Raw genomic sequence first — 26035 nt, forward strand, 5'->3', positions numbered from 1 at the left:
ACGGCAGTTAAGCTCACCTGCGCCGAAAATACTTGGCTGGAGACGGCCCGGAAAGATAGGTAACGCCAACACAAAGAGTTAGAAGCGGCAGACGGATGTCTGCCGCTTCTTTTTTGCCGTTTCCGTACCCACCGGAAACGGCTTTTTTAGTCTGGCCAAGTGATGTGAAATCCCCCATGCGGTACCTACTGCGGAGGGTGCCATCCAGATCGCCATGGAGGAGCTGCCCATTACCATCCACGGCGCCCGGGTGCTGGTGATCGGCTATGGCCGGGTGGGCCGCATGACGGCCCAGCGGTTCCAGGCGCTGGGGGCCAGGGTAAGCGTGGCCGCACGGAAATATGCAGATCTGGCCTGGGCGGAGAGCCTTGGCATGGGTGTGGAGCAGACCGGCCACCTTCTGGGCTGGCTGTGCGGCTACGACCTTGTGATCAATACCGTGCCCGTCCGGGTGCTGGGCGAGGCGGAGCTGGGGGACCTGAAGCCGGGCTGCCTGGTCATTGATCTTGCCTCAAAGCCCGGGGGGGCGGAGGAGGCGGTTGGATAAAAAGCTGACATAGAGACAGGGACGCCCCGATAGAATGGCAGTGGGCCCCAATATGGGCCGGAAAGGGGGCGGCTGGCGTGAAACGGGCGGAGATCTATCCTGTGACCTGCCGCTATACGGAAGCAGGGCCTACTCTGGAACAGCTACTGGCAGCGCTGTCACGGGAGCGAAGGGAGGCGGGACGGCTTGACGGAACCAAGGGTGGGGCTGTACCTCCGCCTCTCCCGTGAGGACGAGGAGAAGGGCGAGTCCCAGAGCATTGCCAACCAGCGGGAGTACCTCCGGCAGTACGCATCGGCCCGGGGGTGGTCCGTAGCGGCCATCTACACCGACGACGGCTACACCGGCACCAACTTTGACCGGCCGGGCTTCCTGCGGCTGCTGGCAGACGTGGAGGCCGGAAGGATCAACACCGTGCTCACCAAGGACCTGTCCCGGCTGGGCAGGGACCAGATCGGCACCATGTACTACTACCAGATCTACTTCCCCCAGCGGAGGGTGCGGTATATCGCCGTCAGCGAGGGCATTGACACCGGCGTGGGGGGCAGCGGGGAGCTGATACTGCCCTTTCTGGCGGCGGCCAACGACTTCTACACCGCCGACATCTCCCGCAAGGTGCGCACGGCCCTGGAGGTACGGAAGAGGAGCGGCCGCTTCATCGGCGCTCAGCCGCCCATGGGCTACCGGAAGGACCCGGAAACCCCGGGGCGGCTCATCCCCGACCCGGAGACCGGCCCGGTGATCGGGCTGCTGTTCCGCACCTTCCTCTCCTGCGGCTCCGTCAGCGGCACAGCCAGGGCCCTGACGGCAGGGGGTATCCCCACCCCTTCCCAGTATAAAAAAGGGCCGCAGAGCCGCTTCCCGGGGCTGTGGAGCGGCACCATGGTGCGGCGTGTCCTCACCAACCCCACCTACGCGGGGCACCTGACCCAGAACCGAGCCAGAAAAGTGGGATACAAGGTGGAAAAACGGGTGACACTGCCCAGAGAGGACTGGATCGTTGTGCCCAACACCCACCAGCCCCTGGTGAGCCAGCAGGTCTTTGACCGGGCGCAGGAGCTGCTGGCCGTGCGGAGCTACGCGCCCCGGACCGGGAGCAGCCATCTGCTGACCGGGCTGGCCTTCTGCGGCGGCTGCGGCTCCCCCATGACCTATGTCAGAGGCAGGGGCGGCAGCTGCTACATGGTCTGCCAGGGCAGCCGGAGAGGGGGCTGTCCGTCCTCTCACTGTATGCGGGAGGACGCCGTCATCGAGACCATCCGCCGCCAGCTGGCGGAACTGGCAGCGGGGATCAGCCGGCAGGCGGAGCCGCCGCAGGAGCAGTCTCGTGGGGAGGGGGAGAGCAGAGCCATAGACCGCTGGACGGAAGCGGCGGGACTGCTGTACCGGGACCGGGCGGCAGGACTGCTGACCGAGGAGGAGTTCCGCGCCCTGCTGGGAGCGGCGCGCAGAGCCCGTGAGGCGGCGGAATTTTGCCGGCATCAGGCCAGCGTGGCCCGTGAGGCAGCCCGGCAGGCGGAGGCCCTGGAGCGGCTGGACCGGGACACCCTGACCGCCCTGGTGGAGCGGGTGGTGGTGCACCAAGACAAAAACCTGGAGGTGGTGTTCCGCTTCCGCAGGCCGGAGGCAGGCTGAGGGAACCTCTTGTATTCCGGGCGGATTTATATTAGAATTTAAACCGTATGGCCAACCCCCTGGGGGGCGCACCGCCGCGTGCGGGAGCTGCTGGGCGGGAAATCAGTTGAGAGGATGAGTTCCATGAGAGACGAGACCTTTATCGAGCAGGTGCTGCCCGCCCAGAAGCGGATTGCCCTCATTGCCCACGACAATATGAAGCCGGAGATCATCGACTGGTGCCAGAAGAACAAGGAGGTCCTGAGCGGCCATTTCCTGTGCGGCACGGGCACCACGGCCCGGATGATCGCCGACCGCACCGGCCTGCCGGTCTACGGCTACAACAGCGGCCCGCTGGGCGGCGACCAGCAGGTGGGCGCCCAGATCGTGGAGGGAAAAATCGACCTGGTGATCTTCTTCTCCGACCCTCTCACCGCCCAGCCCCACGACCCGGATGTGAAGGCCCTGCTGCGCATCGCCCAGGTCTATGACATCCCCATTGCCAACAACCGGGCCACCGCCGACTTCCTCATCAGCTCGCCCCTGATGAGTACCACCTATACCCACTATGTCACCGACTTCAAACAGGCGGTGTCCAAGCGGGCGGCCACCCTGTAAGGGCGCGATTCCACAAAAGAGAGAGGTAACTATGGAGCAGGCAGCAATTCGGCTCAAGCGGGGGGAGGGCCGGTCCTTCAAGGCCGGCGGCCCCTGGATTTACGACAACGAGATCGGGGAGATCACCCCCGGCTGTGAGGACGGCGGCATCGTCCGCATCGAGGATTACAACGGCTATGTGCTGGGCTGGGGCTTTCTCAACCGGAAATCCACCATCGCAGTGCGGGTCCTGTCCCGGAAGGCGGACGCGGTCATCGACGAGGCCTTTCTGGAGGCCCGTGTGCGGGCGGCCTGGCAGTACCGGAAGGACACGGTGGAGACCGACAGCTGCCGGGTGATCTTCGGCGAGGCGGACTTCCTCCCCGGCCTGGTGGTGGATAAGTTCTCCGACGTGCTGGTGGTGGAGTCCCTGGCCCTGGGCATCGACCGGCTCAAGGACACCATTCTCAAGGCCCTGGTGAAGGTGCTGGCGGAGGACGGGATCACCGTCCGGGGCATCTATGAGCGCAGCGACGCCAAGGTGCGGCTGAAGGAGGGCATGGAGCGGGTCAAGGGATTTTTGTCCACACCTTTTGACACCAAGGTGGAAATTTCGGAGAACGGCGTGCGCTATCTGGTGGACGTGGAGGAGGGCCAGAAGACCGGCTACTTCCTGGACCAGAAGTACAACCGCCGGGCCATCCAGCCCCTGTGCCGGGGCAAGCGGGTGCTGGACTGCTTCACCCACACCGGCGCCTTTGCCCTCAACGCCGCTGTGGCGGGGGCACGGGAGGTCGTGGGCGTGGACGCGTCGGAGACCGGCGTGCGCCAGGCGGAGGAGAACGCCCGGCTCAACGGCGTGGAGGACCGGGTGAAGTTCCTGTGCCGGGACGTGTTCGACCTGCTGCCCGAGCTGGACCGGGCGGGGGAGCGGTTCGACGTGGTCATTCTGGACCCGCCGGCCTTCACCAAGTCCCGGGATTCGGTGAAAAAGGCGGTGCGGGGATACCGGGAGATCAATCTGCGGGGCATCCGCCTGGTGGAGAACGGGGGCTATCTGGCCACCTGCTCCTGCTCCCACTTCATGACGCCCGAACTCTTCACCAACACCATCGCCCAGGCGGCCCGGGACGCCCACCGCCGCCTGCGGCAGGTGGAGTACCGCACCCAGTCGGCCGACCACCCCATTCTGTGGGGGGCGGACGAGTCCTACTACCTGAAGTTCTATATCTTCCAGGTCTGCGACGACATGTGAATACAAGGACATCGGGCTCCCGCATTGGAACGGGAGCCCGATGTTTTTATGTCCGCGCTTATCCAACCGGCAACGCCGCGGGGGTGGATTTTGAGGCGGCCGCCCGGCTGGGGGTGCGGGTCATCTGGGCCCTGTCCCTGCCGGGCAAGACGGCGCCGGTGACCGCCGGGGAGAGCATCAAAAACACCATCTACAACATGTTGAGCGAGTTAGGAGTGTGAGCATGGAAGACTGGAAGGTAGGCTTTGCCTTTTGCGGCTCCTTCTGTACATACGACAAAGCCATGGCGGCCCTGGAGGAAGTCCACCGGCGGTGGCCGGACGTGACCCCCATCATCTCCGAGCGCAGCGCCGCCACGGACACCCGCTTCGGCAACGCCCACGACTTTATGCGGGAGATGCAGCGCATCTGCGACAGGCGGCCCATCGACTCCATCCGGGCCGCCGAGCCCATCGGCCCCAAGAAGCTGTTGGATGTGCTGGTCATCTGCCCCTGCACGGGCAACACCCTGGCCAAGCTGGCCGCCGGCATCACCGACTCCTCGGTGACCATGGCGGCCAAGGCCCACCTGCGCAACGGCCGGCCCCTGGTCATCGCTGTGGCCACCAACGACGGCCTGGCCTCCAGCGCGAAGAACATCGGCGCGCTGCTGGACAAGAAAAACGTGTACTTTGTCCCCTTCCGCCAGGACGACCCGGAGGGCAAGCCCACCTCCCTGGTGGCGGACTTTGACCGCATCCCCGAGACGGTGGAGGCGGCCATGGCGGGCAGGCAGGTCCAGCCCGTGCTGCTGGGCAGCCTCTGAACAGGAGAAAACGCAGACAGCCCGCGCCGGTACCGGCGCGGGCTGTTCATGCAAAGGAAGGAAAGAGGGATACATGAAATGAAGAAGATGCTGTCTCTCGCTGATTCTTATCCTACGGTAAAATTGTAAACAAAGAAAACAAAAAGTATTACAAAAGATTTAAATCATCAGAAAAAATAAAAAACGGAGCGCTCCCCAAAGAGGGAGCGCTCCGTCTGGTTCAGTTGGCCGGTTCGGAGGGATTGACGATGGGGATTCCCTCCGGCGGGGTGTTGCCGTCGGCGTCCGGGGTGGCGGAGGGGGAGGACGACGGGGACTCAGAGGGCGTGTCCGACGGCGACGGGGAGGGGGACTGGGAGGGCGGCGTGCTCTCCGAGGGGGAGGGCGTCACCGACTGGGACGGCGACGGGGAGGGAGAGGCCGAAGGCGCGGTGCTCTCCGAGGGAGAGGGCGAGGGGCTGGTCACCGGCGTCAGATTCCGCAGGCCGGTGGCCGGGTCGATACCCAGAGCGGCGGCGTCGGCCGGGTTGTAGAAGTAGTAGGCGTTGCGGACAGAGAAGGTGTCGGTGTGAATGACGGTGTCGCTGATGACGTTGCCGTCGGCATCCCGCAGGCGCTGGTGGACCTCCACCTTCTTGCCGGTGTAGCCGGTGCGGGTGGAGTCCTTCTGGGGCTGGCTGCCCTGGGGCACCGAGTCCTTGGCCTCGTAGTAGGTCTCATAGGGGATGGTCTCCAGCAGCACGGAGTAGGGGTCGCCGTAGATGCCGGTGGTGTTGGTGCCGTAGATGGTCACGTTGCACCAGCGGGTACCGTTGCTGTCCTTGGTCAGGGTGGCGACGACCTTGATGGGGTAGTCGGTGTTGTTCTTGAACTTGAAGTCAAGGGTATCGCTGTACACGGTGGCGTCCATGCCGGAGGGCAGGTAGCCCACGTCGTACTTGTGCTTGGTGCGCTCCACGGTCTCCAGGTTGGCCTTCAGTGTGGTGTAGTAGATGGTGGAGGAGAGCTGGCACACGCCGCCTGCCCAGGTGTCCTGGGTGGTGCCGCTGACGTAGGCGCCCGCCTTCAGGTAGCCGCCGGCCTGGGAGTAGGGTCCGCACAGCTCGTTGTAGGAGAACACCTCGCCGGGCAGCAGGATGGTGCCGTTGACCCGCTCACAGGCGGTCTCCACGTTGTGCCAGCGGTTGGAGGGACCGGAGGTCTTGGTGCTGCTCTTGCCCAGCACGTCCTTGAACAGGCTGGACTCCAGCTTTTCGGTGGTCATGTCCGGCTCGGTCAGGGTGAGGGGCACCTCGCACTCCGCCCCCTCCTCGGTGCGCTCCATCAGGGCCTGGGCGGTGGAGATGCCGAAGCTGACGCCGGTGACCGACGGGACGATCTCGCTGGTCTCCTTGTCCAGATAGGCGTCCACCGGCTCCTTGTACACCTCCCGGTAGATGGCCTCAAAGTCCAGCGCCTCAGGGGGCGTGACGTGGGGGGCCACTTCGATGGAGGTGCGGCCGGTGAGCAGGCTGTCGATAACCAGGTCCCGGAAGTCGGCGGCGTTGACGCTCAGGCCGGAGACGCCCTTGTGGATGACCAGGGCGGTGTCGGTCACCTCATAGGTGCTCTCGGTGAGGCCGGAGTCCAGCGCCTTGGTCAGCTCGCCGGGCAGGGCGGTGAGCAGCTGCTCCAGCTCCGCGGAGGGCTGGGGCTGGGCGGTAATGGCGTAGCCGCCGCCGAAGGTGGCCTTCAGCCAGGCGATGCCGCCGCCCAGAAAGCCCTGCTCCCGGCCGTGGGACCAGGCGTCAGCCGACAGGGACGCCGCGTCCAGCTGAAACAGGGGGCCGCTGCCGGTGACATCCCGGTCCAGCTGGGGGTACTCGCTGCTGGTCAGCTGGAAGGAGGTGGGGTACCAGCCCTCAGCCTCCTGACTGATGGTCTGGGAGGCCTGCTCCTGGGTCATACCGGACAGGTCCAGGGTGTGGTCCTCCACCGTCAGGGTGGTGTTGGGCAGGATCCGCCCGGTGCTCACCCAGGCGCACAGGGCCACGTAGGCCCCGGCCAGGAGGACCAGAAGTACGACGATCACGATGACGGCAACCTTAGCGCCGCCGGATTTGCTTTTTTTTGGCATGACGCGCTTGCCGTCCGCGCTGTTTCCCATGATAATCACTCCAATATCCCGCAGAATCTACGAAATCAGTATACATTATAGGGCCCGGTGCCGGGGAAAGCAATTACAGAACGGTTACACATTTGCCCGGCTGTACCGGGCGGACCGGTCCGGGCCGCCGCCGGAGGGAAACCGGATGGGAACCCCGCCCCTCTTTACAAGAAAGTGCTTTCGTTGTATCATATCTCCATCCATACCCACGGCTGTACCGTGGGCATTCCGGCCCGGAGCGGGCGGCCCGTCCTGGCCATTGTATCACATTTTATGGACCGTGGGCGGGAAAGAACATAAATTTTAAAGATTTTAAAGAAAAAATCAATCTATTTTTTCCACAGATATGATATTATATGATCCAGCAGGAGACGGCGGCCGGTCCGCCGGAGCGGAATATAGGAGGCGCTACCCATGGCGTACAGCTACAACAACAACAGCGGCGGCAGCAACAACGGGGACTTGATATCCTGGATTGTGGTGGTGGCCGCGCTGGTGATCTTCTGGCCTGTGGGCCTGGTGCTGCTGTTCATGAAGCTGACGGGCCGGTCCTTCGGCAGCAGGCGGAACAACGGCAGTTCCTACGGCTCCAGCCCCACCGGGCCCTACCGCGCTTCGGGCAGCCAGTCCTGGGGCCAGAGCTCGGGCTATAAGTACGAGTACCGCTATCAGGGCCAGAGCGCACCCCGCCAGGGCGGCCAGACCACCCAGAATACACAGACCAGCCAGAATGCACAGAGGACCACCCAGCCTGGGATGCAGGGCGTCAGCGACCAGCCCCGGGACAAGAAGGGACGGTTTATGCCCAAGCGCCGGCCTGTGGATCTGAACAAGGGCAAGGGCATGATGGTCTGGGGCACGATCCTGGCCATCTTGGGCGGTTTCATCTCCTTTGTGGAGTTCTTCGACACCATGGGCATGGGCTTTATCTACATGCTTCAGAGCATCGGCTTCCCTCTGGGTGTGCTGGGCGCGGGCCTGGTGCTGCTGGTGTGCGGCACCCAGCGGAACAAGAAGGCCAAGCGCTTCCGCAAGTACTTAGCCCTCATCGGCAAGCGGGAGAGCATCTCCATCGGCTCCCTGGCCCAGGCCATGCCCGTGTCCTACCACACCGCCTGTGATGACATCCAGGAGATGCTGGACGAGGGGTATATCCCCACCGGCTACCTGGACATGGCCAGCGGCCGCCTGATCCTGTCCGACGAGGGGCTCCAGGAGGAGCCCGAGCCTGAGGAGGAGGAGCAGCCCGCGCCGCCGGAGGACGACGACGCCATCCTCCGGGAGATCCGCCAGGTGAACGACGCCATTGAGGACCCGGTGATGAGCGAGAAGATCGACCGCATCGGCGAGATCACCGGCAAGATCCTGGACTACCAGAGGAAGAACCCCAACAAGAACAGCCAGCTGCGCAGCTTCCTCAACTACTACCTGCCCACCACCCTGAAGATCCTGAAGGCCTACGCCCAGATGGAGGCCCAGGGCATCGAGGGGGAGAACATCTCCGCCGCCAAAGAGCGGATTGAGGGCATGATGGACAAGGTGGTGGAGGGCTTTGAGAAGCAGCTTGACAAGCTCTTCCAGGACGACGCCATGGACATCACCACCGACGTGGAGGTGCTGGAGCGGATGCTGGACAAGGACGGCCTCTCCGGCAAGGGCGACGGCTTCCAGATGGGGATATAGCAGAACCTGACATCAAGCAGAAATCCCGTGAGACGGCATGCAGGCCGCCCCACGGGATTTTTTTGCGCTGTCAGGGCAGCACCACGCCGTACTGGTCCATCACGTCGTGGAGGCCCTCCTCGATCTCCTGGCGGGAGAAATTGCCCTCCTCCAGCTCCTGGTCGGAGAGCAGGTTCAGGCGGAAGTAGAAGTCCACCGCCACCTCCAGAAGAGCGGGGTCATCCTCATCCAGGGCGGAGAAGAGCAGGTCCTCTCCGTCGGCAATGCGGCCCTCCCGCAGCAGGGCGTTGAGGGAGGCGTGAAGGCTGTCGGCGGCGGTCAGGGTCTCCCGCCCGCCGTGGTTCTCGTACTCTGCCGTGTCTTTGTGGAACATAATTTTGGCAATGGCCAGGGTCAAGGTCTCGATCTGGCGCATCATCCAGTCCTGAGTCAGCATAACAGAGGGCTCCTCTCCGGAGAATTATCCCAATAGGGGGACTTTTATAGAACACTAGTTTGATTAACATAAGAAAGTTGTATTGACGCCGAGGACGGCAGGTGGTAAGATAGACGAGAACTAGAACACAAGTTCTATTTACCCCGGGGAACATACAGCAGGGAAGGGGGGATGCATAACGTCCGGCGGGAGGATGGGCGGAGCCGGACAGGGAAGCAGCGCTGGTGCGGCACGAGCAGTGGACAGGTTCGACCGCGTTGCAGGGGAAAAATTTTCATCAGTGTACCACACTTCCGGTGAAAAGTAAATTTCCGTTTTCCTGAGACACAAGAGGCGAACACAGCCAGGAGCCGGTTCGGATCCACCGGACAAAAGAAAAACGGCAACCTCAATGAGGTCACCAAGGAGGACGCCGCCGGAGGCGGCACCAAACCGGAGCCCAGCGGAGCGGGTTCGGTTTGGGAAGGAAGAGCAGCAGAATGAGCGCGCTCTGATTTTGATAAAAAATCAGAGCAAGCGATATGACGCTTGCTCTGACGTGGTGGAGGAGGGTGGATTCGAACCACCGAAGCGAGACGCAACAGATTTACAGTCTGCCCCCTTTGGCCACTCGGGAACTCCTCCATATGAAATTATTGGAGCTGGTGGACGGACTCGAACCCCCGACCTGCTGATTACAAATCAGCTGCTCTACCAACTGAGCTACACCAGCGTTTCAGCTCTCAGCTCGTCCACAACGTTGCTTATTATATCAGGCAAAGGGAGGGTTGTCAACAGGAAAAGCAAAAAAATTTCAAAAAATTTTGAGAGGGCGGAATGGGCGTCCAAAGGACAGGAGAGGAAGCACGAACGGGAGGATTTTTACCGATCCGCTGCGGGATGTGCAGCGGGAACCGGCGGCGGCCTGGTGCAGGCGCTGCCGGCAGGAGATCTACGCCTGGGAGCTGGCGGAGGGGGAGGACCTGTGTCCCCAGTGCCGGGCGGAGGAAAAACGAGAGGGAATGGAGCGAAGCAAGGAGATACATGACGTTACTGGAGATGTCAGTGGAATACCGGGCCCAGGCCCAGGTCCTGCGGCGGCGGATCAGCGAGCTGGAGCTGCGCCGCGCCAATGAGCCGGACGCCACCGAGCGGCTGGTTCTGGAGGACCGCATCAGAATTTTGGAGACAATGTGGCGGGAGGCCAGGGATCTGGCCGTGGTCACGGAGCGATATTACGACAGGGGGTATTGGCGCAATGTCAAATACGCGATATAAGAGGGGCGGCGCCTACGCCGCGGACATGGCGGTGTACGCCAGGACTATGGCGGAGGACAACCGGGCCCAGCGTTCCCGGCTGCGGCGCAACCTGATCCGGGCCCTTCAGGAGGACGTGACCCCCCATCAGCGGCGGGCCCTGCTGCTCTACTATGCCGAGGGCCTCAACATGCGGGAGATCGGGGAGCGGCTGGGGGTGGACAAGTCCACCGTCTCCCGCACCATCAAGCGGGGCGAGCGCCGCCTGCGCCGCTGCCTGCGGTACGGGGCCGCCAGCCTGCTCAACGCCCAAGAGGAGAACTGAATTGACAGATGGCCGCGCCATTGGGCGCGGCCATCTGCGTTTTCGGCGGAATAGAAATTTTACGTCTCCCTATTGACAGCGGCTGTTATCTGTGTTTATACTGTATATGATGAGTATACACAGTAAAACGAGGTGCACCGAATGGATATTATCATCAGCAATGCCGGCGGGGTGCCCATCTACGACCAGATCACCCGGCAGATCAAGGGCCTGATCCTGCGGGGTGAGCTGAAGGAGGGGGAGGCCCTCCCCTCCATGCGGCTGCTGGCCAGGGAGCTGCGCATTTCCGTCATCACCACGAAACGAGCCTATGAAGAGCTGGAGCGTGAGGGGTTCATTACCACGGTCCCGGGGAAGGGATGCTTTGTGGCGCCCCAGGACCCGGCGCTGGCCCGTGAGGAGACCCTCCGCCGGGTGGAGGAGCACCTGACCAGGGCTGTGGAGGCCGCCAAAGTGGGCGGCATCACCCTGGAGGAGATGACCGACACCCTCAACATCCTGTATGGAGACGAATAATATGGAAAACGCCATTGAAATCCGCCATCTCACCAAAGATTACGGCAGCTTCAAGCTGGACGACGTGTCCTTCGACGTGCCCATGGGCACGGTTGTGGGCCTGATCGGCGAGAACGGCGCCGGAAAATCCACCACCATCAAGTGCATTCTGAACCTGATCCGCCGGGACGGCGGGGAGATTGTGCTGCTGGGCCGGGACAACATCGCCGACGAGCGGGCGGCCAAGGAGGAGATCGGGGTGGTGCTGGACGAGTCCACCTTCCACGACACCCTGCGCTCCGGCGATGTGGGGAAAATCCTCCGCCGGATCTATAAGAACTGGGACCAGCGGTTCTTTGAACAGCTGCTGAAGAAGTTCGACCTGCCGGAGAAAAAGCTCCTGAAGGACTACTCCCGGGGCATGAAGATGAAGCTGTCCATTGCGGCGGCCCTGTCGGCCAGGCCCCGGCTGCTCATTCTGGACGAGGCCACCGGCGGCCTGGACCCGGTGGTGCGGGACGAGATCCTGGACCAGTTCCTGGACTTTGTCCGGGACGAGGACCACGCCATCCTCATCTCCAGCCACATCACCACCGACCTAGAGAAGGCGGCGGACTACGTGGTCTACCTCCACAAGGGCAAGGTGGCCCTCCAGGGGGCCAAGGACGAGCTGCTGGAGGAGTACGGCCGCCTGGTGTGCGGCAGAGCCGACCTGGACAAGGTGGACCGGGCCTTCCTGGTGGGCGTGCGGGAGAGCCAGTTCAGCTGTGAGGCCCTGGTACGGGACCGGGAGAAGTTTGTCCGGCTCTACCCGGCGCTGACCGTGGACCGGGTGACCCTGGACGAGATCATGGTCTTTACCGCGAAGGGGGATGTAGCGTCATGATGGGAATGGTTTATAAGGATTTTCTGGTCCAGCGCAAGCAGCTGGGATATTACATTGCGTTTTTTATCATGTATACAGTACTGGCTGTAATGGAAATCATGCCCACGGCCATCATGTACACCATGACCGTGCTCATCGGCATGCTGGTGCCCATGTCCACCTTTGCCTACGACGACCTGGCCCGGTGGAACAAGTACGCCGCCGCCACCCCTGCCGGACGTCGCGGCGTTGTGGCAGGCAAGTACGTCTTTTCCCTGCTCGCTGTGCTGCTGGCGGCGGCCTTCTCCGCTGTGCTGGTGGTGGCCGTACTCATGTTGAAGCCGGAGCTGGGGGCTGTGGACGAGATGCTCATCGGGCTGCTGATCTGCACGCTTATCTCCATCCTCATTGACGCCGTGATTCTCCCTGTGTTCATCAAGTTCGGCGCGGAGAAGAGCCGTGTCATCAGCATCATCATCTTTGTCGCTATCTTCGGCGGAATCCTGCTGCTGGGCCAGCTGGCCGAGACGATGGACGGCATTGTCATCCCCGAGTGGTTCTTCCTGGCCCTGCCCGGTCTGCTGGTTCTGCTGACCATCGGAGGCTATATCATCTCCTACTTTATCGCCCGTGGGATTTTTGAGAAGAAGGAGCTGTAAGGCCTCTTGCGCCCATGCCCTGCCCTGTGGTAAACTGGAGGAAGAAAAAGGGAAGGAGCGTGGGGATCATGACTGCACACGAAGCCATCCAGGAGCTGCTGAAGATCCAGCAGTACTGCACCCCCCGTTCTCTCGCCGCCGTGGATTACGCCATCCGGGCCATCCAGGAGAAGGAAGCGCGGGAGAAAGCGGAGAAGGAGTAAAGCCCCTGTCCGACAAAAAGGCCGCCTCATCAGACGATGAGGCGGCCTTTTTTTACAGGTCAGGCTCAGGCGGTCTGGCGCTTCTTCATAAAGGCCAGGAAGAGCAGCATGAGCACAGCGCCCACAGGCAGGGCGATGATGCCGGGGGCACCGTTGGCGGCCAGCAGGCCGGCCAGCAGGTAGGAGATGCCCGCTATGGCCGCGCAGGAGATGGCGTAGGGCAACTGTGTCGACACGTGGTTGACGTGGTCGCACTGGGCGCCTGCGGAGGCCATGATGGTGGTGTCGGAGATGGGGGAGCAGTGGTCGCCGCACACGGCGCCGGCCATGCAGGCGGAGATGCAGATGATGGCCAGGGGGTCGTTCATGGAGAACACGTTCTGCACGATGGGGATCAGGATGCCGAAGGTGCCCCAGCTGGTGCCGGTGGCGAAGGCCAGCAGGCAGCCGATGACGAACACGATGACGGGCAGGAACATCTGCAGGTGCTCGGCGCTGCGGACGAAGTCACGGACAAAGTACTTGGCGCCCAGGGAGTCGGTCATGCCCTTCAGGCTCCAGGCGAAGGTGAGGATGAGGATGGCGGGGACCATGGCCTTGAAGCCCTCGGGGATGCTGCCCATCATGTCCTTGAAGGACATGGCGCGGCGGGCGGCGTAGTAGACCAGGGTGAAGAGCAGGCCGAAGGCGGAGCCCAGCATCAGGCCCACGGAGGCGTCGGAGTTGGAAAAGGCCTCCACGAAGTTGGAGCCGGAGAAGAAGCCGCCGGAGTAGATCATGCCGATGACGCAGCACACCACCAGCACCAGGATGGGCAGCACCAGGTCGATGACCCGGCCCTTGCCCTCCTCGATGTCCTCGTCCAGCATGGCGTAGGGGTTGGAACCGGAGAACAGGTCGCCCTTCTCAATGGCGTTCTTCTCGAACTTGGCCATGGGGCCGAAGTCCACCTTCATGAACACCAGGCCCAGCATCATCACGATGGTGAACAGGGCGTAGAAGTTGTAGGGGATGGCGCGGATGAACAGGTTCAGGCCCTGGCCCTCCTCAGCGAAGCTGGCCACGGCGGCGGCCCAGGAGGAGATGGGGGCGATGATGCACACAGGGGCGGCGGTGGCGTCGATGATGTAGGCCAGCTTGGCGCGGGAGACCTGGTGCTTGTCGGTGATGGGCCGCATGACGGAGCCCACGGTGAGGCAGTTGAAATAGTCGTCGATGAAGATGAGGCAGCCCAGGACGATGGAGGCCAGCTGGGCGCCGGCGCGGGTCTTGATGTTCTTCTGGGCCCAGCGGCCGAAGGCGGCGGAGGCGCCGGCCTTGTTCATCAGGGCCACCATGGTGCCCAGGATGACCAGGAAGATGAGGATGCCCACGTTGTAGCTGTCGGACAGGACGGACACGATGCCGTCGCTGAATACGTGGGTCAGGGTGCCCTCAAAGGAGAAATTGGAGTAGAGCAGGCCGCCCACCACAATACCGATAAAGAGTGAGGAGTAGACCTCCTTGGTGATCAAGGCCAGGGCGATGGCAATGACCGGGGGCAGCAGGGACCAGATGGTGTTGAAGAAATTGCTGGGGGATTGGACATAGCCGGTGCCGCCGCAAGTCTCACAGGTGACGGCCTCGCCCGCGTCGTTGAGGACCACGCCCAGAGTGCCGCAGTCGGTGCACTCGATCATCTTGGTGCCTGTCTCGTCGGTGGGGTCACCGGCGGCGAAGGCGGTGGTCGTCAGGGCGAAGAGCAGCATCAGCAGCAGCGCAGCCCTGGCGAGCCAGGTTCTTCTTGCTCTCATATTTTTCCCTCCATAAAATGTTGCCGGGGCGCACACATGCCCCTGTTGCGCCAACGAAAAAAGCCATGGGCGCTGATGGAAGCGCCCATGGCAAAAACCAGGGGTCCCCGCACATAGAAAAAAACGGGGACCTCAGGATAGCGCTCCACATGCTGTGACAGTCCGGACGGTGTTCCCGTACGGCCCAGGCCGCGCCGCCCAGGCAGGCGAAGCGACCTTCGGCGGTGCGCCCTCTCCCCGCGGGACGGCTGCCTGGCCTTGTCCCGGAGTACGCATGCGTACCGCGCCTCTATCCTCTTATTAAAGAAGCGTAAGTATCCTATCATGGGTTCCAGGGATTGTCAAGGCTGAATCCGCCTTTTTGCGCGGTAAGGCTTTGTGCGATATGACGATTTTTGAAATACATCTTTACACCAATAATTTATCATGGTAGTATACTAAAGCAAGAAGGCGAATCACCGGCGCCTGACAGAAGGAGGATATATCATGAAGCTGAAAAGATGGCTGGCCCTTGCTCTGGCGCTGGCGACCGCAGCGACCCTGACCGCCTGCTCCACTCCCACGGGCGGCGATACCGGCGGAGATGCCGGCACGCCCTCCGGGTCTCCCGCTCCCAGCGGCTCTCAGGCCGTGGCGGAGAGCGATATGCAGTATGTGAAGGACAAGGGCACCCTGGTGGTGGGCATGACCGACTTCGCCCCCATGGACTATAAGGACGAGAACGGCGAGTGGATCGGCTTTGACGCCGACATGGCCAAGGCCTTTGCCGAGAGCCTGGGCGTGGAAGTGGAGTTCCTGGAGATCAACTGGGACAACAAGCTGATGGAGCTGGACACCAAGGGCATTGACGTCATCTGGAACGGCATGACCATCAACGACGAGGTGGAGGCCGGCGCCTCCGTCTCCGAGCCCTACTGCCGCAACGGCCAGGTGGTGGTGGTGCCCGTGGACAAGGCGGAGGACTACCAGACCCAGGAGAGCCTGAGCGGGCTGAACTTCGCCGTGGAGAACGGCTCCGCCGGCGCCGAGCAGCTGGACGCCCTGGGCCTGAGCTACGTGGCCAAGAGCACCCAGGCCGACGCCCTGATGGAGGTGGCCTCCGGCGCCTCCGACGCCTGCGTCATCGACCTGCTGATGGCGGGCGCCATGATCGGCGAGGGCACCAGCTATCCCGACCTGACCTATACCGTGCAGCTCAACGACGAGGAGTACGGCGTGGCATTCCGCCAGGGCTCCGACCTGACCGAGGCCTTCAACACCTTCTGGAAGGAGGCCTATGACGCCGGCACCGTCATGGAGACGGCCACCACCTACGGCGTACAGGAGTCCGTCATCGAGAAGTAACATCACGCTGAGGGAACAGGGCAGAGGGCCGTTACGGCCCTCTGCCTTTCCCCGGTCATAGAGAGGAAAAAGCCTATGCTTCTGTCTGTATCCCTCACGCTGCTGGATGGCCTGGTGGTCACCCTGGAGCTGTTCGCCCTCACCCTTCTGTTCGCGCTGCCCCTGGGCCTCATCATCTCCCTGGGCTCCATGAGCCGGTTCACCCCCCTGCGGGCGGTGGTCAAGACCGTGGTCTGGATCATCCGGGGCACCCCCCTGATGCTCCAGATCATGATCGTGTTCTACGGGCCGGGGCTGATGTTCGGCCTGCCCCTGCTGCCCCGGTTCACCGCCGCGGTGGTGACCTTCACCATCAACTACGCCTGCTATTTCTCCGAGATCTACCGGGGCGGCATCCAGGGTGTGCCGGCGGGCCAGCGGGAGGCCGGTCTGGTGCTGGGCATGACCCGCAGCCAGATCTTCTTCAAGGTCACCCTGCTCCAGGTCATCAAGCGCATCGTCCCCCCCATGGGCAACGAGTTCATCACCCTGGTGAAGGACACCGCCCTGGTGCGGGTCATCTCGGTGTATGAGATCATCTGGATGGGCGAGTCCTACATCAAAAAGGGCATGATCTGGCCCCTGTTCTACACCGCCGTGTTCTATCTGGCCATCAGCGGCATCCTTACCCTGCTGCTGAACTGGTTCGAGAAGAAGATGGACTACTTCAAGTAAGGAGGTGCGCCCCATGCCGGTTTTGGAAGTACAGCACATTGAAAAGCACTTTGGGGCCACCCGGGTGCTGGAGGACATCAGCTTTTCCCTGGACCAGGGCCAGGCCCTGGCCATCATCGGCTCCTCGGGCAGCGGCAAGACCACCCTGCTGCGCTGCCTGAATTTCCTGGAGACCCCCAACAAGGGGAAGATCCTGGTCAACGGGGAGACCCTGTTTGACGCCGCCGACCCGGCCACCCAGCGGGAGAACGAGGTGCGCAAGAAGCGGCTCCACTTCGGACTGGTGTTCCAGTCCTTCAACCTGTTCCCACAGTACACGGCCCTCCAGAACGTGACGCTGGCCAGCCAGCTGCTGGCGCGGGAGCGGCCCGACTTCAAGCAGAACAAGAAGCAGATCTTTGCCGACATCGAGCGGGAGGGGCAGGCGCTGCTGGAGCGGATGGGCCTGGCCGAGCGGGCGGGGCACTACCCCCACCAGCTCTCAGGCGGCCAGCAGCAGCGGGTGGCCATCGCCCGGGCCCTGGCCCTCAAGCCGGACATCCTCTGCTTTGACGAGCCCACCTCCGCCCTGGACCCGGAGCTGACCGGCGAGGTGCTCAAGGTCATCCGGGGCCTGGCCGACCAGCACACCACCATGATCATCGTCACCCATGAGATGGCCTTTGCTCGGGACGTGGCGGATCAGGTGATATTCATGGACGGCGGCCTTATCGTGGAGCAGGGAGCCGCCCGGCAGGTCATCGAGAACCCCCGGGAGGAGCGGACCAAGCAGTTCCTCTCCAGATACCACTAAAAGACAGCAAAAACGGCGCTCTCCCAACGGGAGAGCGCCGTTTTTATGGATTTTCTTAGAAGTCCGCGTTGCCCACGGTTCTGGGATGAGGCAGGACGTCGCGGATGTTGCCGATGCCGGTGAGGTACATGACCATCCGCTCGAAGCCCAGGCCGAAGCCGGCGTGACGGCAGCCGCCGTAGCGCCGCAGGTCCAGGTACCACCAGTAGTCCTCGGGCTTCATGCCCAGCTCCTTGATGCGGTTCTCCAGCACGTCCAGCCGCTCCTCACGCTGGGAGCCGCCGATGATCTCGCCGATGCCGGGCACCAGGCAGTCGGCGGCGGCCACGGTCTTGCCGTCGTCGTTGAGGCGCATGTAGAAGGCCTTGATCTCCCGGGGGTAATCGGTGACAAAGACGGGCTTCTTGAAGATCTGCTCGGTGAGATAGCGCTCGTGCTCGGTCTGCAGGTCGCAGCCCCACTCCACCTTGTAGTCGAACTTGTCGTTGTTCTGCTTGAGCAGCTCCACCGCCTCGGTGTAGGTCACCCGGCCGAAGTCGGAGGTGGCCACGTGCTCCAGACGCTCCTTCAGGCCTTTGTCCACAAAGGAGTTGAAGAAGTTCATCTCGTCGGGGCACTTCTCCATCACGGTGTTGATGATGAACTTGATCATGGCCTCGGCCACGTCCATGTCGCCGGCCAGATCGCAGAAGGCCATCTCAGGCTCGATCATCCAGAACTCGGCGGCGTGGCGGGTGGTGTTGGACTTCTCCGCCCGGAAGGTGGGGCCGAAGGTGTACACATTGCCGAAGGCCATGGCGAAGTTCTCGGCGTTGAGCTGGCCGGACACGGTCAGGTTGGCGCTCTTACCGAAGAAGTCCTGGCTGTAGTCCACAGTGCCGTCGTCCTTCTTGGGCAGGTTCTCCAGGTCCAGAGTGGTCACCCGGAACATCTCGCCGGCGCCCTCGCAGTCGCTGGCGGTGATGATGGGGGTGTGGACGTACACAAAGCCCCGGTTCTGGAAGAAGGTGTGGATGGCGTAGGCCGCCACGCTGCGCACCCGGAAGGCGGCGGAGAACAGGTTGGTGCGGGGCCGCAGGTGCTGGATGGTGCGTAGGTACTCCACACTGTGGCGCTTCTTCTGGAGGGGGTAGTCGGGGGTGGAGGGGCCCTCCACGGCGATGGTGTCGGCCTTGACCTCCAGGGGCTGCTTGGCCTCAGGGGTGAGGACCACCTTGCCGGTGACGATGAGGGCGGCGCCCACGTTCTGGCCGGCGATCTCCTTATAATTGCCCAGCACGTTGGCGTCCATGACGATCTGAAGGTTGCGGAAGCAGGAGCCGTCGTTGAGCTCGATGAAGCCGAAGGTCTTCATGTCCCGGATGGTGCGGGCCCAGCCGCAGACGGTGACCGTCTGCCCGCCGAACTGCTCCTGGTCGGCGAAAATCTGAGAAATGGTCGTGCGTTCCAAAGCGAATCCTCCTCGATTCTTTGCAGTTGCCTCTAAGTATAGCCGTTTTCCTCAGAATTTGCAACCACTCCGAGGGGATTGGAGGAGAAAAAAGCCGCTCCGGACGGTGAAGCCCGGGGCGGCCTGTACTCATATAGGCTTGGGCCGGTTCACCCGCCGTGAGATTGCCCACACTACCCAGGCGGCCAGGCAGCCCAGCACCGGGGACACGCACCACCAGCCCGCCAGGACCCATGCCAGGACATACCACTCGGCGGAGGCCACAAACCACAGCCCGGGGACGGCCAGCAGGGCGGCGGGCAGGAGGATGCGCCACCGCAACTTCGCCGTCCGGCACAGGAGCAGCTCCAGGAAGAACATGGGGATAAAGTGGGCGTACAGCAGCAGGAGCTGATGCCACGGGGGGATATCCAGGGGGAGGTCGGCAAAGGCCGTGGCGAAAATGGCGGCGTAGGCGGCAAAGGAGATCAGGGTGAGGGACAGCAGGACGCGGTTTGCCGTTTCACGCATGGGAGCCATAACAACACCTCATTTCTAAAGCCGTTCAGTACATGGGGATGAAGAAGAGCCAGGGGGCGGTGATCACGGCCATGGTCAGGGCAATGATATGCTTCTCGCGGGGGGTGAGCAGCTCACACCTGCCCATGGCTTTTTGATCGAAGAAGTAGATGCACGCCCCGGCCAGGGCCACGCCAATCAGGGTCCAGGCGAAGGCGGCAGGGTGGGCAAAGGCGCTGTGGGTGATGTGGCCCACCGAGTCCTCCCAGGCGGCCACGATGGCAGGCAGCTCCCCTACTTGCCCGGAACCGGCGATCCACGCGGGCAGCAGGCCCAGGAACATCCACGCCACGCCCACCGCGTCGGCGGCAAAGCCCAGCAGCCAGAATTTCCACCATAATTTCTTCATCACGCCGCCCTTGCCCTGATGTTTTAAAGCCAGCAGGGTGAGGAAGAGCACCAGACAGTCGATAATCAGATTGCCCGGCAGCAGGATCAACCAGATCTCGGGGAAGAGGATCAGCAGCCATATGGGGAGGATGATGTTGTAGAACCGGTGTTCCCGTTTCATTTTTTCATTCTCCTCTCTCTCACGGTGCGCAGCAGGGCGCCGATGGCGTTGCCCAGCAGCGCGGCGCACAGGGCAATGGGGATCATCACCCCATCGGCCACGTTGGAAACCAGGTTGGCCAGCAGCACGAAGCAGAGGGTCAGCAGGGCGCACATCACGGGGTACAGGGGGCAGAAGCCCTGCCGCCTGCCCAGAAAGAGCCCGGAGAAGAAGCCGCCCACCGGCAGGATGAGCATGGCGTAGATGGCGGTGAAGAGTGGGATGGGAGCGTCCAGGGTGAGCCGCACCGCCATGGGCAGCACCAGGCACATGAGGGCGGCAAAGGGGAGATAGGGCAGGCTCTCCCGCCATTTCAGGGGGGAGGGCCCGGGGGAGAGGCCCAGCTTCTGCCGGATGGCGGCTATCTCCACATACCACCCTACCCAGCGGCCCAGCCAGATGAGCAGGTAGACCGCCGCCAGCAGCCCCAGGTAGAGGACAAGGGGCCAAAACTCGCCCCAGTTCCACCCGCACAGCACAACCAGCAGGGTGAGTGCGGCGGCGGTGGCGGCGAAGTGGACCAGGGAACGGCGCACCAGGGTGGGGCCGTCGTCGGCGAAGGGCAGGGTGGACACCCCCACCACCGCCCCCATCAGGAAGTAGAGCCCCAGCTCAATGGCAAAGGCCAGGGGGACGGAGCCGGTGAGATACGCCAGGTCATAGCTCACCAGCCGGAAGGAGGTGCGGCTGGAGAGAAGGCCGCCGCTCACCAGGTCGTTAAAGAGGCCGCCCAGGGGGATGAGGACGGCAATGCCGATGAGTCCGCCCAGGAGGATGCGGATGAGCCACTGTTTCTGTCTGTCCGTCATAGCGATTCCCTCCTATCACAGTCCAAGGGCTTCCTTGATCTTTTTCACATACCGGCGGGACACGTAGCACACCGTGTCCCCCGCCAGGGTCATCTTGATGGTGCCCGTCAGGGTCAGATCCAGGGCGGTAACCTTGCCCAGGTTGACGATCTCCGACTGGGAGATGCGCACAAAGGTGTGCCGGTCCAGCCGGGCCTCCAGCTCGTAGAGCCGCTCCTTCAGGTCGAACACCCCGTCGGAGGTCTGGGCCTTGACCCCCTTGTCCTCCCCGTAGCACCGGAGCAACTTCTCCGGCGGGATGGGGAAGGCGGAGCCGTCCCGCCAGCCGATGAGCCGGTCCCCGCTCTCCAGCCGGGCGGCCAGGGCCTTCACCTCGTCGGTGAGGGCGGGGGCCGTGATGGTCACGGAGGGCGCACCGCAGCCCGGGTCAATGCGTATCGTCACCTTCATGGCTTCCGCCCCCTTTCCACCCTAACTATAACCAAAAAGAGACCGTCTGTCCATGCCATCGGGACAGACGGTCTCTCCGCCGGAATATTCGGTTGCGGACGGCTCAGGGAGCGCCCGCTTCCCCCACCGTGTAGGTCCAGGAGCCGTCCTCCGCCATCTGGGCGGTACAGTTGGAAAAGGCATAGCTCTCTGTGCCCGAGCGCCACTTCCGGGCCTCAAAGCCGGTCTCCGCGTCCCCCGTGATGGAGAACAGACAGCCGTCCTCCCAGGCGCAGAGGTTGGGGTCCTCCTCACCGCCCTCTGCCATGGGGGTGAGATAGCCCTCCTGCCAGAGCACCTCCAGGGGGACCTCCATAGGGGGCGCCAGGCCGCAGTCCTCGCCAAAGCGCCAGGCCAGGCCCGCCTTCTCGCCCGGGGTCAGGTCGGTCAGGCCGGACAGGTCCACAGCCAGCTGGGTGGCGCCCTCGTTCAGGCCGGGCTCTGCCGCCCACAGGTCGTTGAGCACCTGGAGGTAGAGGCCGCAGCGGTCGTCCACGCTGCTTCCGTCCCCATCCAGGGCGTAGACCTTGCCAAGGCCCGCGGGGCAACTGTACAGAAACATCCCGTCAAAAGTGATGGTGATTTTCATGCCGTCTGCCAGGTCGTCCGCCGTGGCCGGGTGTCCGTCTATGGTGACGGGGCCATCATCCGCACCCAGGCGGTAGATGCCGCTGCCCCCATCCAGGTCGGCCACCATCAGGGCGCCCGTCTCCGCCCCGTCCACAATGCGCACGGTCAAGGTGGCCTGCTTTCGTGCGCAGGCGGTCAGGACAAGCAGCCCTGTCATGGCCAGTGCCAGGAGCCGAATTTTCATTGCGCTTCCTCCTCCTTCCAGGTTTGGTTCTGCTTTTCAGACGTTTTTTTGGAGAAAAAGTTCCGTTTGTCCCTTGACAGAGGAGAGAAAAGATGTATAATAAGCACGTGATTATAAAACAAACTTTTGCTTAGGAGGAGAGGCCATGACCCAGCGGGAACGACAGATTCTCAAGTGGATTGAGGAGAACCCCCTCATCTCCCAGCAGGAGCTGGCGGAGAAGGCGGGCATCACCCGCTCCTCGGCGGCGGTGCACATCTCCAACCTGATGAAGCAGGGGCACATCGCTGGCCGGGGGTACATCGTCCGCACCGCGCCATACGCGGTGGTGGTGGGCGGCGTGAACATGGACATCGGCGGCCATCCGGCCCACAAGCTGGTGCCCGCCGACTCCAACCCGGGCTCCGTGCGCATGAGCCTGGGCGGCGTGGGGCGGAACATCGCCCACAATATGAGCCTGCTGGGCATGGATGTGCGCCTCCTCACCGCCTTTGGCGACGACATAAACGCCCAGCGCATCGCGGCCAGCTGCGGCGAGCTGGGCATCGACGTGAGCCAGTGCCTGACCGTGCCCGGCGGGGCCACCTCCACTTACCTGTTCATCACCGATGAGCGGGGGGACATGGCCGTGGCGGTGAGCGACATGGAGATCTACAAGAACGTGACCCCCGCGTTTCTCTCCAGCCGTGTCCGGCTGCTCCAGAACGCCCAGCTCATCGTGGTGGACACTAACATCCCCGCCGAGTCCATCGCCTGGCTGGCGGAGAACATCAAGCTGCCCATCTTTGCCGACCCGGTGTCCACCGCCAAGGCAGAGAAGCTCCGGCCGGTGCTGGGCAGGCTCCACACCCTCAAGCCCAACCGGCTGGAGGCCGAGCTGCTCTCCGGCGTATCCATTACTGACGAGGCCAGCCTCAACGCGGCGGCGGACGCCCTGCTCTCCACCGGCCTGCGCCGGGTGTTCATCAGCCTGGGCGGGGACGGAGTGCTGGCCGCCGACCATAACGGCCGCTGTCATGTGCCCTGCTGTCCCGGCGACATGGTCAACACCACCGGCTGCGGCGACGCGGGCATGGCGGCCATCGCCTGGGCCTATCTGGAGGGCACCGACCTGGAGGGCACCGCCCGTGCCGCAATGGCGGCGGGCGCCATCGCCATGGAGAGCGCCGAGACCATCAACCCCAGCATGAGCGCCCGCCTGCTGAAAGAGCGCATGGGCGCGTGAGCCGGAAACAGGAAAAAACCACTACAATTTGTAATATACATAAAATATTATTCTGGAGGTAATTGAAAATGAGCCTGAACAAGTATCTGGACGTTGCCCCTGAAGTCGCCGAGGCCATTGCCGCCGGTAAGCCCGTGGTGGCCCTGGAGTCCACCATCATCTCCCACGGCATGCCCTATCCCCAGAACGTGGAGACCGCCCTCAACGTGGAGAAGATCATCCGCGAGAACGGCGCCGTGCCCGCCACCATCGCCGTCATCGGCGGCCGCCTGAAGGCCGGCTGCACCAAGGAGGAGATCGAGTACCTGGGCAAGAAGGGCCTGGAGGTGACCAAGGCCAGCCGCCGGGATCTGCCCGTGCTGGTGGCCCGTGGTGAGGACGGCGCCACTACCGTCACCACCACGATGATCATCGCCCACATGGCGGGCATCCAGGTCTTCGCCACCGGCGGCATCGGCGGCGTCCACCGCGGCGCCGAGACCACCATGGACATCTCCGCCGACCTGGAGGAGCTGGCCCAGACCCCCGTGATGGTGGTGTGCGCCGGCGCCAAGTCCATCCTGGACCTGGGCCTGACCCTGGAGTACCTGGAGACCCACGGCGTGCCCGTCATCGGCTACGGCACCAAGGAGCTGCCCGCCTTCTACACCCGCAAGAGCGGCTTCAGCGTGGACTATGAGATCGACACCCCCGAGGAGCTGGCCGCTGCCTTCCATGCCCAGCGTGAGCTGGAGTTCAAGGGCGGCATGCTGGTGACCAACCCCATCCCCGAGGAGTTCTCCATGGACGCCGACGTCATCAACAAGGCCATCGACGAGGCTGTGGAGGAGGCCAAGGAGCAGGGCATCCACGGCAAGGCCACCACCCCCTTCCTGCTGGCCAAGATCAAGGATCTGACCGGCGGCGACTCCCTGGACTCCAACATCCACCTGGTGTACAACAACGCCAAGCTGGCCGCCAAGACCGCCGCTGCCATCTGCGCCCTGAAGTAAGCGCAGCCTGACAAACATATCTACAGCACCCCGGGATGATTCCCGGGGTGCTGTTTTTTGCGGTAAAAAATTTATTTCCCAGTATACAACTGGGGATTGACGGCGGAGGGAGCGTGTGATATTATTTGGTTAGCTAAAACTAATTATTAGAACCACAGAACCTTTGAAAGGGGGAGAACCCTATGACAGCACTGCTCTGGGCCGCCGGCGGCACCGGATTTACCTTTCTGATGACCACCCTGGGCGCGGCCATGGTGTTTTTGTTCCGAAAGCAGGTCACCGCCCTGGCCCAGCGGATTTTCCTGGGGTTTGCCGCCGGGGTGATGATCGCCGCCTCGGTCTGGTCCCTGCTGATCCCCGCCATTGAGGAGGCGGAGGCGGTCGGTATGATCGGCTGGATTCCGGCGGCGGGGGGCTTTGTCCTGGGGGTGGGGCTGATGATCGGCCTGGACGGCCTGCTGCCCCACCTGCACCCCGGCTCCCGGGAGCCGGAGGGCGTGAAGGCCCACCTGAAGCGCACCACCATGCTGGTCTTTGCGGTCACCTTACACAACATCCCCGAGGGCATGGCGGTGGGCCTGTCCTTTGCCCTGGCAGCCCAGCACGGGGACGACCCGGCCCTCTACGCCGCCGCCATGGCCCTGGCCATCGGCATCGGCATCCAGAACTTCCCCGAGGGGGCGGCCATCTCCCTACCCCTGCGGCAGGAGGGGATGGGGCCGGTCAGATCCTTCCTGTGCGGCAGCCTGTCCGGCTTTGTGGAGCCTGTCTTCGGCATCCTCACCGTGCTGCTGGCGGGCCAGATCGCCCCGCTGATGCCCTGGCTGCTCTCCTTCGCGGCGGGCGCCATGATCTATGTGGTGGTGGAGGAGCTGATCCCCGAGGCCCATCTGGGGGAGCACTCCAACGTGGGCACCCTGGGAGTCATGGGCGGCTTCCTCATCATGATGATCCTGGACGTGGCTCTGGGATAAAAAAGGACTGGGGCGGAAACTTCTGTTTCCGCCCCAGTCCTTTGTAATTAGAGCTTCTTTCTGGCGGCCCAAAAGCCGAAGGCCGTGCCGCAGGCGCCGCCCACCAGGTGCATGAAATTGGCCACGTTGTCCTGGACGAAGAGGATGGAGTACACCTCCTGGCCCAGGTAGAGCACGGCCACCAGGATCAGGGTGACGGGGATGGACCCGGACTTCATGCCCGCCAGGGAGGAGAGCATGATGAGCATGAACACGATACCGCTGGCCCCCAGCAGGGCCACTCCAGGGAAGAAGAGGCACTGGAGCAGGCCGGACACGGCGGCGGTGAGCACGATGCCCGCCAGCAGGGTGCCGCTGCCGTACTTCTCCTCCAGCGGCGGGCCCACCACCAGCAGCAGGAGCATGTTGCCCAGGAAGTGGTCCCAGCCGGCGTGGCCCAGCACGTGGCCCAGCAGGCGCACGAAGAAGAGCGGGGAGATGGGGGAACGGTAGACCGAGAAGAGATAGGAGTTGGTCCACCCTCCGGTCAGGCGGTCCAACAGCAGGGCCGCCAGGGAGAGAAAGAAGAACGTGAGGATCACCGGGGAATTGTACTGGAGCCGTCTCATCCATATCACCTCAGAAGTAAAATAGGGCTCTGCGCAGTGCCGCCCGTGTACGGGCG

28 protein-coding genes, 2 tRNA genes, 1 pseudogene and 1 riboswitch are annotated in these 26035 nt (G+C 63.2%); of the genes and pseudogenes, 19 read left to right on the plus strand and 12 right to left on the minus strand.

The window, feature by feature from the left end; translation table 11 throughout:
• The first annotated feature begins 214 nt into the window (after positions 1–214).
• The 6 genes and pseudogenes from Q0K23_RS00715 to Q0K23_RS00740 all read left to right on the plus strand — a co-directional run bounded on the left by Q0K23_RS00715 (position 215) and on the right by Q0K23_RS00740 (position 4818).
• Positions 215–547: an NAD(P)-dependent oxidoreductase gene (locus Q0K23_RS00715; RefSeq protein ID WP_294516672.1), complete on the plus strand. Its 333-nt coding sequence runs from the start codon at positions 215–217 to the stop codon at positions 545–547.
• Between the two features lie 186 nt (positions 548–733).
• Positions 734–2182, plus strand: a complete 1449-nt coding sequence (locus Q0K23_RS00720; protein WP_294516674.1) for a recombinase family protein — start codon at positions 734–736, stop codon at positions 2180–2182.
• A gap of 123 nt (positions 2183–2305) precedes the next feature.
• On the plus strand, positions 2306–2779 hold the full coding sequence (locus Q0K23_RS00725; protein ID WP_349231815.1) for a methylglyoxal synthase: 474 nt from the start codon (positions 2306–2308) through the stop codon (positions 2777–2779).
• 31 nt (positions 2780–2810) lie between these two features.
• Positions 2811–4013, plus strand: coding sequence for a class I SAM-dependent rRNA methyltransferase (locus Q0K23_RS00730; protein ID WP_294516678.1), 1203 nt, complete (start codon positions 2811–2813; stop codon positions 4011–4013).
• 80 nt (positions 4014–4093) lie between these two features.
• Positions 4094–4234, plus strand: a pseudogene (locus Q0K23_RS00735) (dipicolinate synthase); the annotation flags it as partial.
• Between the two features lie 2 nt (positions 4235–4236).
• Positions 4237–4818, plus strand: coding sequence for a dipicolinate synthase subunit B (locus Q0K23_RS00740; RefSeq protein ID WP_294516680.1), 582 nt, complete (start codon positions 4237–4239; stop codon positions 4816–4818).
• 220 nt (positions 4819–5038) lie between these two features.
• On the opposite strand, the gene Q0K23_RS00745 is transcribed toward Q0K23_RS00740, so the two are convergent.
• Entirely contained in the window at positions 5039–6964 is a 1926-nt protein-coding gene (locus Q0K23_RS00745; protein WP_294516682.1) for a VanW family protein, read from the minus strand.
• 414 nt (positions 6965–7378) lie between these two features.
• Here Q0K23_RS00745 and Q0K23_RS00750 point away from each other — a divergent pair, with 414 nt between their 5' ends.
• Positions 7379–8647: a 5-bromo-4-chloroindolyl phosphate hydrolysis family protein gene (locus Q0K23_RS00750; RefSeq protein ID WP_294516684.1), complete on the plus strand. Its 1269-nt coding sequence runs from the start codon at positions 7379–7381 to the stop codon at positions 8645–8647.
• A gap of 70 nt (positions 8648–8717) precedes the next feature.
• On the opposite strand, the gene Q0K23_RS00755 is transcribed toward Q0K23_RS00750, so the two are convergent.
• The 3 genes from Q0K23_RS00755 to Q0K23_RS00765 form a co-directional block, all read right to left on the minus strand.
• A complete protein-coding gene (locus tag Q0K23_RS00755) occupies positions 8718–9083 on the minus strand; it encodes a DUF6483 family protein (RefSeq protein WP_294516686.1) in 366 nt (121 codons plus the stop codon).
• Positions 9084–9622: 539 nt separating this feature from the next.
• Positions 9623–9707: transfer RNA gene (locus tag Q0K23_RS00760), tRNA-Tyr, on the minus strand.
• A 12-nt stretch (positions 9708–9719) separates the two neighbouring features.
• Positions 9720–9795, minus strand: a tRNA-Thr gene (locus Q0K23_RS00765).
• Between the two features lie 311 nt (positions 9796–10106).
• Between Q0K23_RS00765 and Q0K23_RS00770 the strand changes: the two genes are divergently transcribed.
• The 6 genes from Q0K23_RS00770 to Q0K23_RS00795 all read left to right on the plus strand — a co-directional run bounded on the left by Q0K23_RS00770 (position 10107) and on the right by Q0K23_RS00795 (position 12866).
• Positions 10107–10340 (plus strand): hypothetical protein, encoded by a 234-nt coding sequence (locus Q0K23_RS00770; RefSeq protein WP_294516688.1) that lies wholly within the window; start codon positions 10107–10109, stop codon positions 10338–10340.
• Entirely contained in the window at positions 10321–10644 is a 324-nt protein-coding gene (locus tag Q0K23_RS00775; protein ID WP_294516690.1) for a sigma-70 family RNA polymerase sigma factor, read from the plus strand. The genes Q0K23_RS00770 and Q0K23_RS00775 overlap by 20 nt, the downstream gene beginning before the upstream one ends.
• 141 nt (positions 10645–10785) lie before the next feature.
• Entirely contained in the window at positions 10786–11160 is a 375-nt protein-coding gene (locus Q0K23_RS00780; protein WP_294516692.1) for a GntR family transcriptional regulator, read from the plus strand.
• A 1-nt stretch (position 11161) separates the two neighbouring features.
• On the plus strand, positions 11162–12025 hold the full coding sequence (locus Q0K23_RS00785) for an ABC transporter ATP-binding protein (RefSeq protein ID WP_294516695.1): 864 nt from the start codon (positions 11162–11164) through the stop codon (positions 12023–12025).
• A complete protein-coding gene (locus Q0K23_RS00790; RefSeq protein WP_294516697.1) occupies positions 12022–12663 on the plus strand; it encodes an ABC-2 transporter permease in 642 nt (213 codons plus the stop codon). Before Q0K23_RS00785 ends, Q0K23_RS00790 begins: the two co-directional genes overlap by 4 nt.
• A gap of 68 nt (positions 12664–12731) precedes the next feature.
• Complete coding sequence (locus tag Q0K23_RS00795; RefSeq protein ID WP_294516699.1) at positions 12732–12866, plus strand: hypothetical protein; 135 nt, start codon at positions 12732–12734, stop codon at positions 12864–12866.
• Between the two features lie 65 nt (positions 12867–12931).
• Here the strand turns inward: Q0K23_RS00795 and Q0K23_RS00800 are convergent, their stop codons facing one another.
• Positions 12932–14659 carry a Na+/H+ antiporter NhaC family protein gene (locus Q0K23_RS00800; RefSeq protein WP_294516701.1) on the minus strand — a complete coding sequence of 576 codons (1728 nt, stop codon included), beginning with the start codon at positions 14657–14659 and terminating at the stop codon, positions 12932–12934.
• 130 nt (positions 14660–14789) lie between these two features.
• A riboswitch (Lysine riboswitch) is annotated at positions 14790–14959 on the minus strand.
• A gap of 186 nt (positions 14960–15145) precedes the next feature.
• Here Q0K23_RS00800 and Q0K23_RS00805 point away from each other — a divergent pair.
• From Q0K23_RS00805 to Q0K23_RS00815, 3 genes are all read left to right on the plus strand, one after another.
• Entirely contained in the window at positions 15146–16003 is an 858-nt protein-coding gene (locus tag Q0K23_RS00805) for a transporter substrate-binding domain-containing protein (protein WP_294516703.1), read from the plus strand.
• Between the two features lie 75 nt (positions 16004–16078).
• Positions 16079–16717: an amino acid ABC transporter permease gene (locus Q0K23_RS00810; protein WP_294516705.1), complete on the plus strand. Its 639-nt coding sequence runs from the start codon at positions 16079–16081 to the stop codon at positions 16715–16717.
• A gap of 13 nt (positions 16718–16730) precedes the next feature.
• Positions 16731–17510, plus strand: coding sequence for an amino acid ABC transporter ATP-binding protein (locus Q0K23_RS00815; protein WP_294516707.1), 780 nt, complete (start codon positions 16731–16733; stop codon positions 17508–17510).
• 55 nt (positions 17511–17565) lie between these two features.
• On the opposite strand, the gene asnS is transcribed toward Q0K23_RS00815, so the two are convergent.
• The 6 genes from asnS to Q0K23_RS00845 all read right to left on the minus strand — a co-directional run bounded on the left by asnS (position 17566) and on the right by Q0K23_RS00845 (position 22180).
• On the minus strand, positions 17566–18960 hold the full coding sequence (asnS, locus tag Q0K23_RS00820; RefSeq protein WP_294516709.1) for an asparagine--tRNA ligase: 1395 nt from the start codon (positions 18958–18960) through the stop codon (positions 17566–17568).
• 129 nt (positions 18961–19089) lie between these two features.
• A complete protein-coding gene (locus tag Q0K23_RS00825; RefSeq protein ID WP_294516712.1) occupies positions 19090–19479 on the minus strand; it encodes a hypothetical protein in 390 nt (129 codons plus the stop codon).
• A 25-nt stretch (positions 19480–19504) separates the two neighbouring features.
• Positions 19505–20029 carry a hypothetical protein gene (locus Q0K23_RS00830; RefSeq protein ID WP_294516714.1) on the minus strand — a complete coding sequence of 175 codons (525 nt, stop codon included), beginning with the start codon at positions 20027–20029 and terminating at the stop codon, positions 19505–19507.
• Positions 20026–20877 carry a DUF3021 family protein gene (locus Q0K23_RS00835; protein WP_294516716.1) on the minus strand — a complete coding sequence of 284 codons (852 nt, stop codon included), beginning with the start codon at positions 20875–20877 and terminating at the stop codon, positions 20026–20028. The genes Q0K23_RS00830 and Q0K23_RS00835 overlap by 4 nt, the downstream gene beginning before the upstream one ends.
• A 15-nt stretch (positions 20878–20892) precedes the next feature.
• Positions 20893–21327: a LytTR family DNA-binding domain-containing protein gene (locus Q0K23_RS00840; protein ID WP_294516718.1), complete on the minus strand. Its 435-nt coding sequence runs from the start codon at positions 21325–21327 to the stop codon at positions 20893–20895.
• Positions 21328–21430: 103 nt separating this feature from the next.
• Positions 21431–22180, minus strand: a complete 750-nt coding sequence (locus Q0K23_RS00845) for a hypothetical protein (RefSeq protein WP_294516720.1) — start codon at positions 22178–22180, stop codon at positions 21431–21433.
• A 145-nt stretch (positions 22181–22325) separates the two neighbouring features.
• Here Q0K23_RS00845 and Q0K23_RS00850 point away from each other — a divergent pair, with 145 nt between their 5' ends.
• The 3 genes from Q0K23_RS00850 (at position 22326) to Q0K23_RS00860 (ending at position 25371) form a co-directional block, all read left to right on the plus strand.
• Positions 22326–23405, plus strand: a complete 1080-nt coding sequence (locus Q0K23_RS00850; protein WP_294516722.1) for a PfkB family carbohydrate kinase — start codon at positions 22326–22328, stop codon at positions 23403–23405.
• A 68-nt stretch (positions 23406–23473) separates the two neighbouring features.
• On the plus strand, positions 23474–24397 hold the full coding sequence (locus Q0K23_RS00855) for a pseudouridine-5'-phosphate glycosidase (protein WP_294516724.1): 924 nt from the start codon (positions 23474–23476) through the stop codon (positions 24395–24397).
• Positions 24398–24579: 182 nt separating this feature from the next.
• Complete coding sequence (locus Q0K23_RS00860; protein WP_294516727.1) at positions 24580–25371, plus strand: ZIP family metal transporter; 792 nt, start codon at positions 24580–24582, stop codon at positions 25369–25371.
• Between the two features lie 47 nt (positions 25372–25418).
• Here the strand turns inward: Q0K23_RS00860 and Q0K23_RS00865 are convergent, their stop codons facing one another.
• Positions 25419–25979 carry a rhomboid family intramembrane serine protease gene (locus tag Q0K23_RS00865; protein ID WP_294516729.1) on the minus strand — a complete coding sequence of 187 codons (561 nt, stop codon included), beginning with the start codon at positions 25977–25979 and terminating at the stop codon, positions 25419–25421.
• Positions 25980–26035 lie beyond the last annotated feature (56 nt).

Source organism: uncultured Pseudoflavonifractor sp., assembly GCF_944387275.1.
GTDB lineage: Bacteria > Bacillota > Clostridia > Oscillospirales > Oscillospiraceae > Pseudoflavonifractor > Pseudoflavonifractor intestinihominis.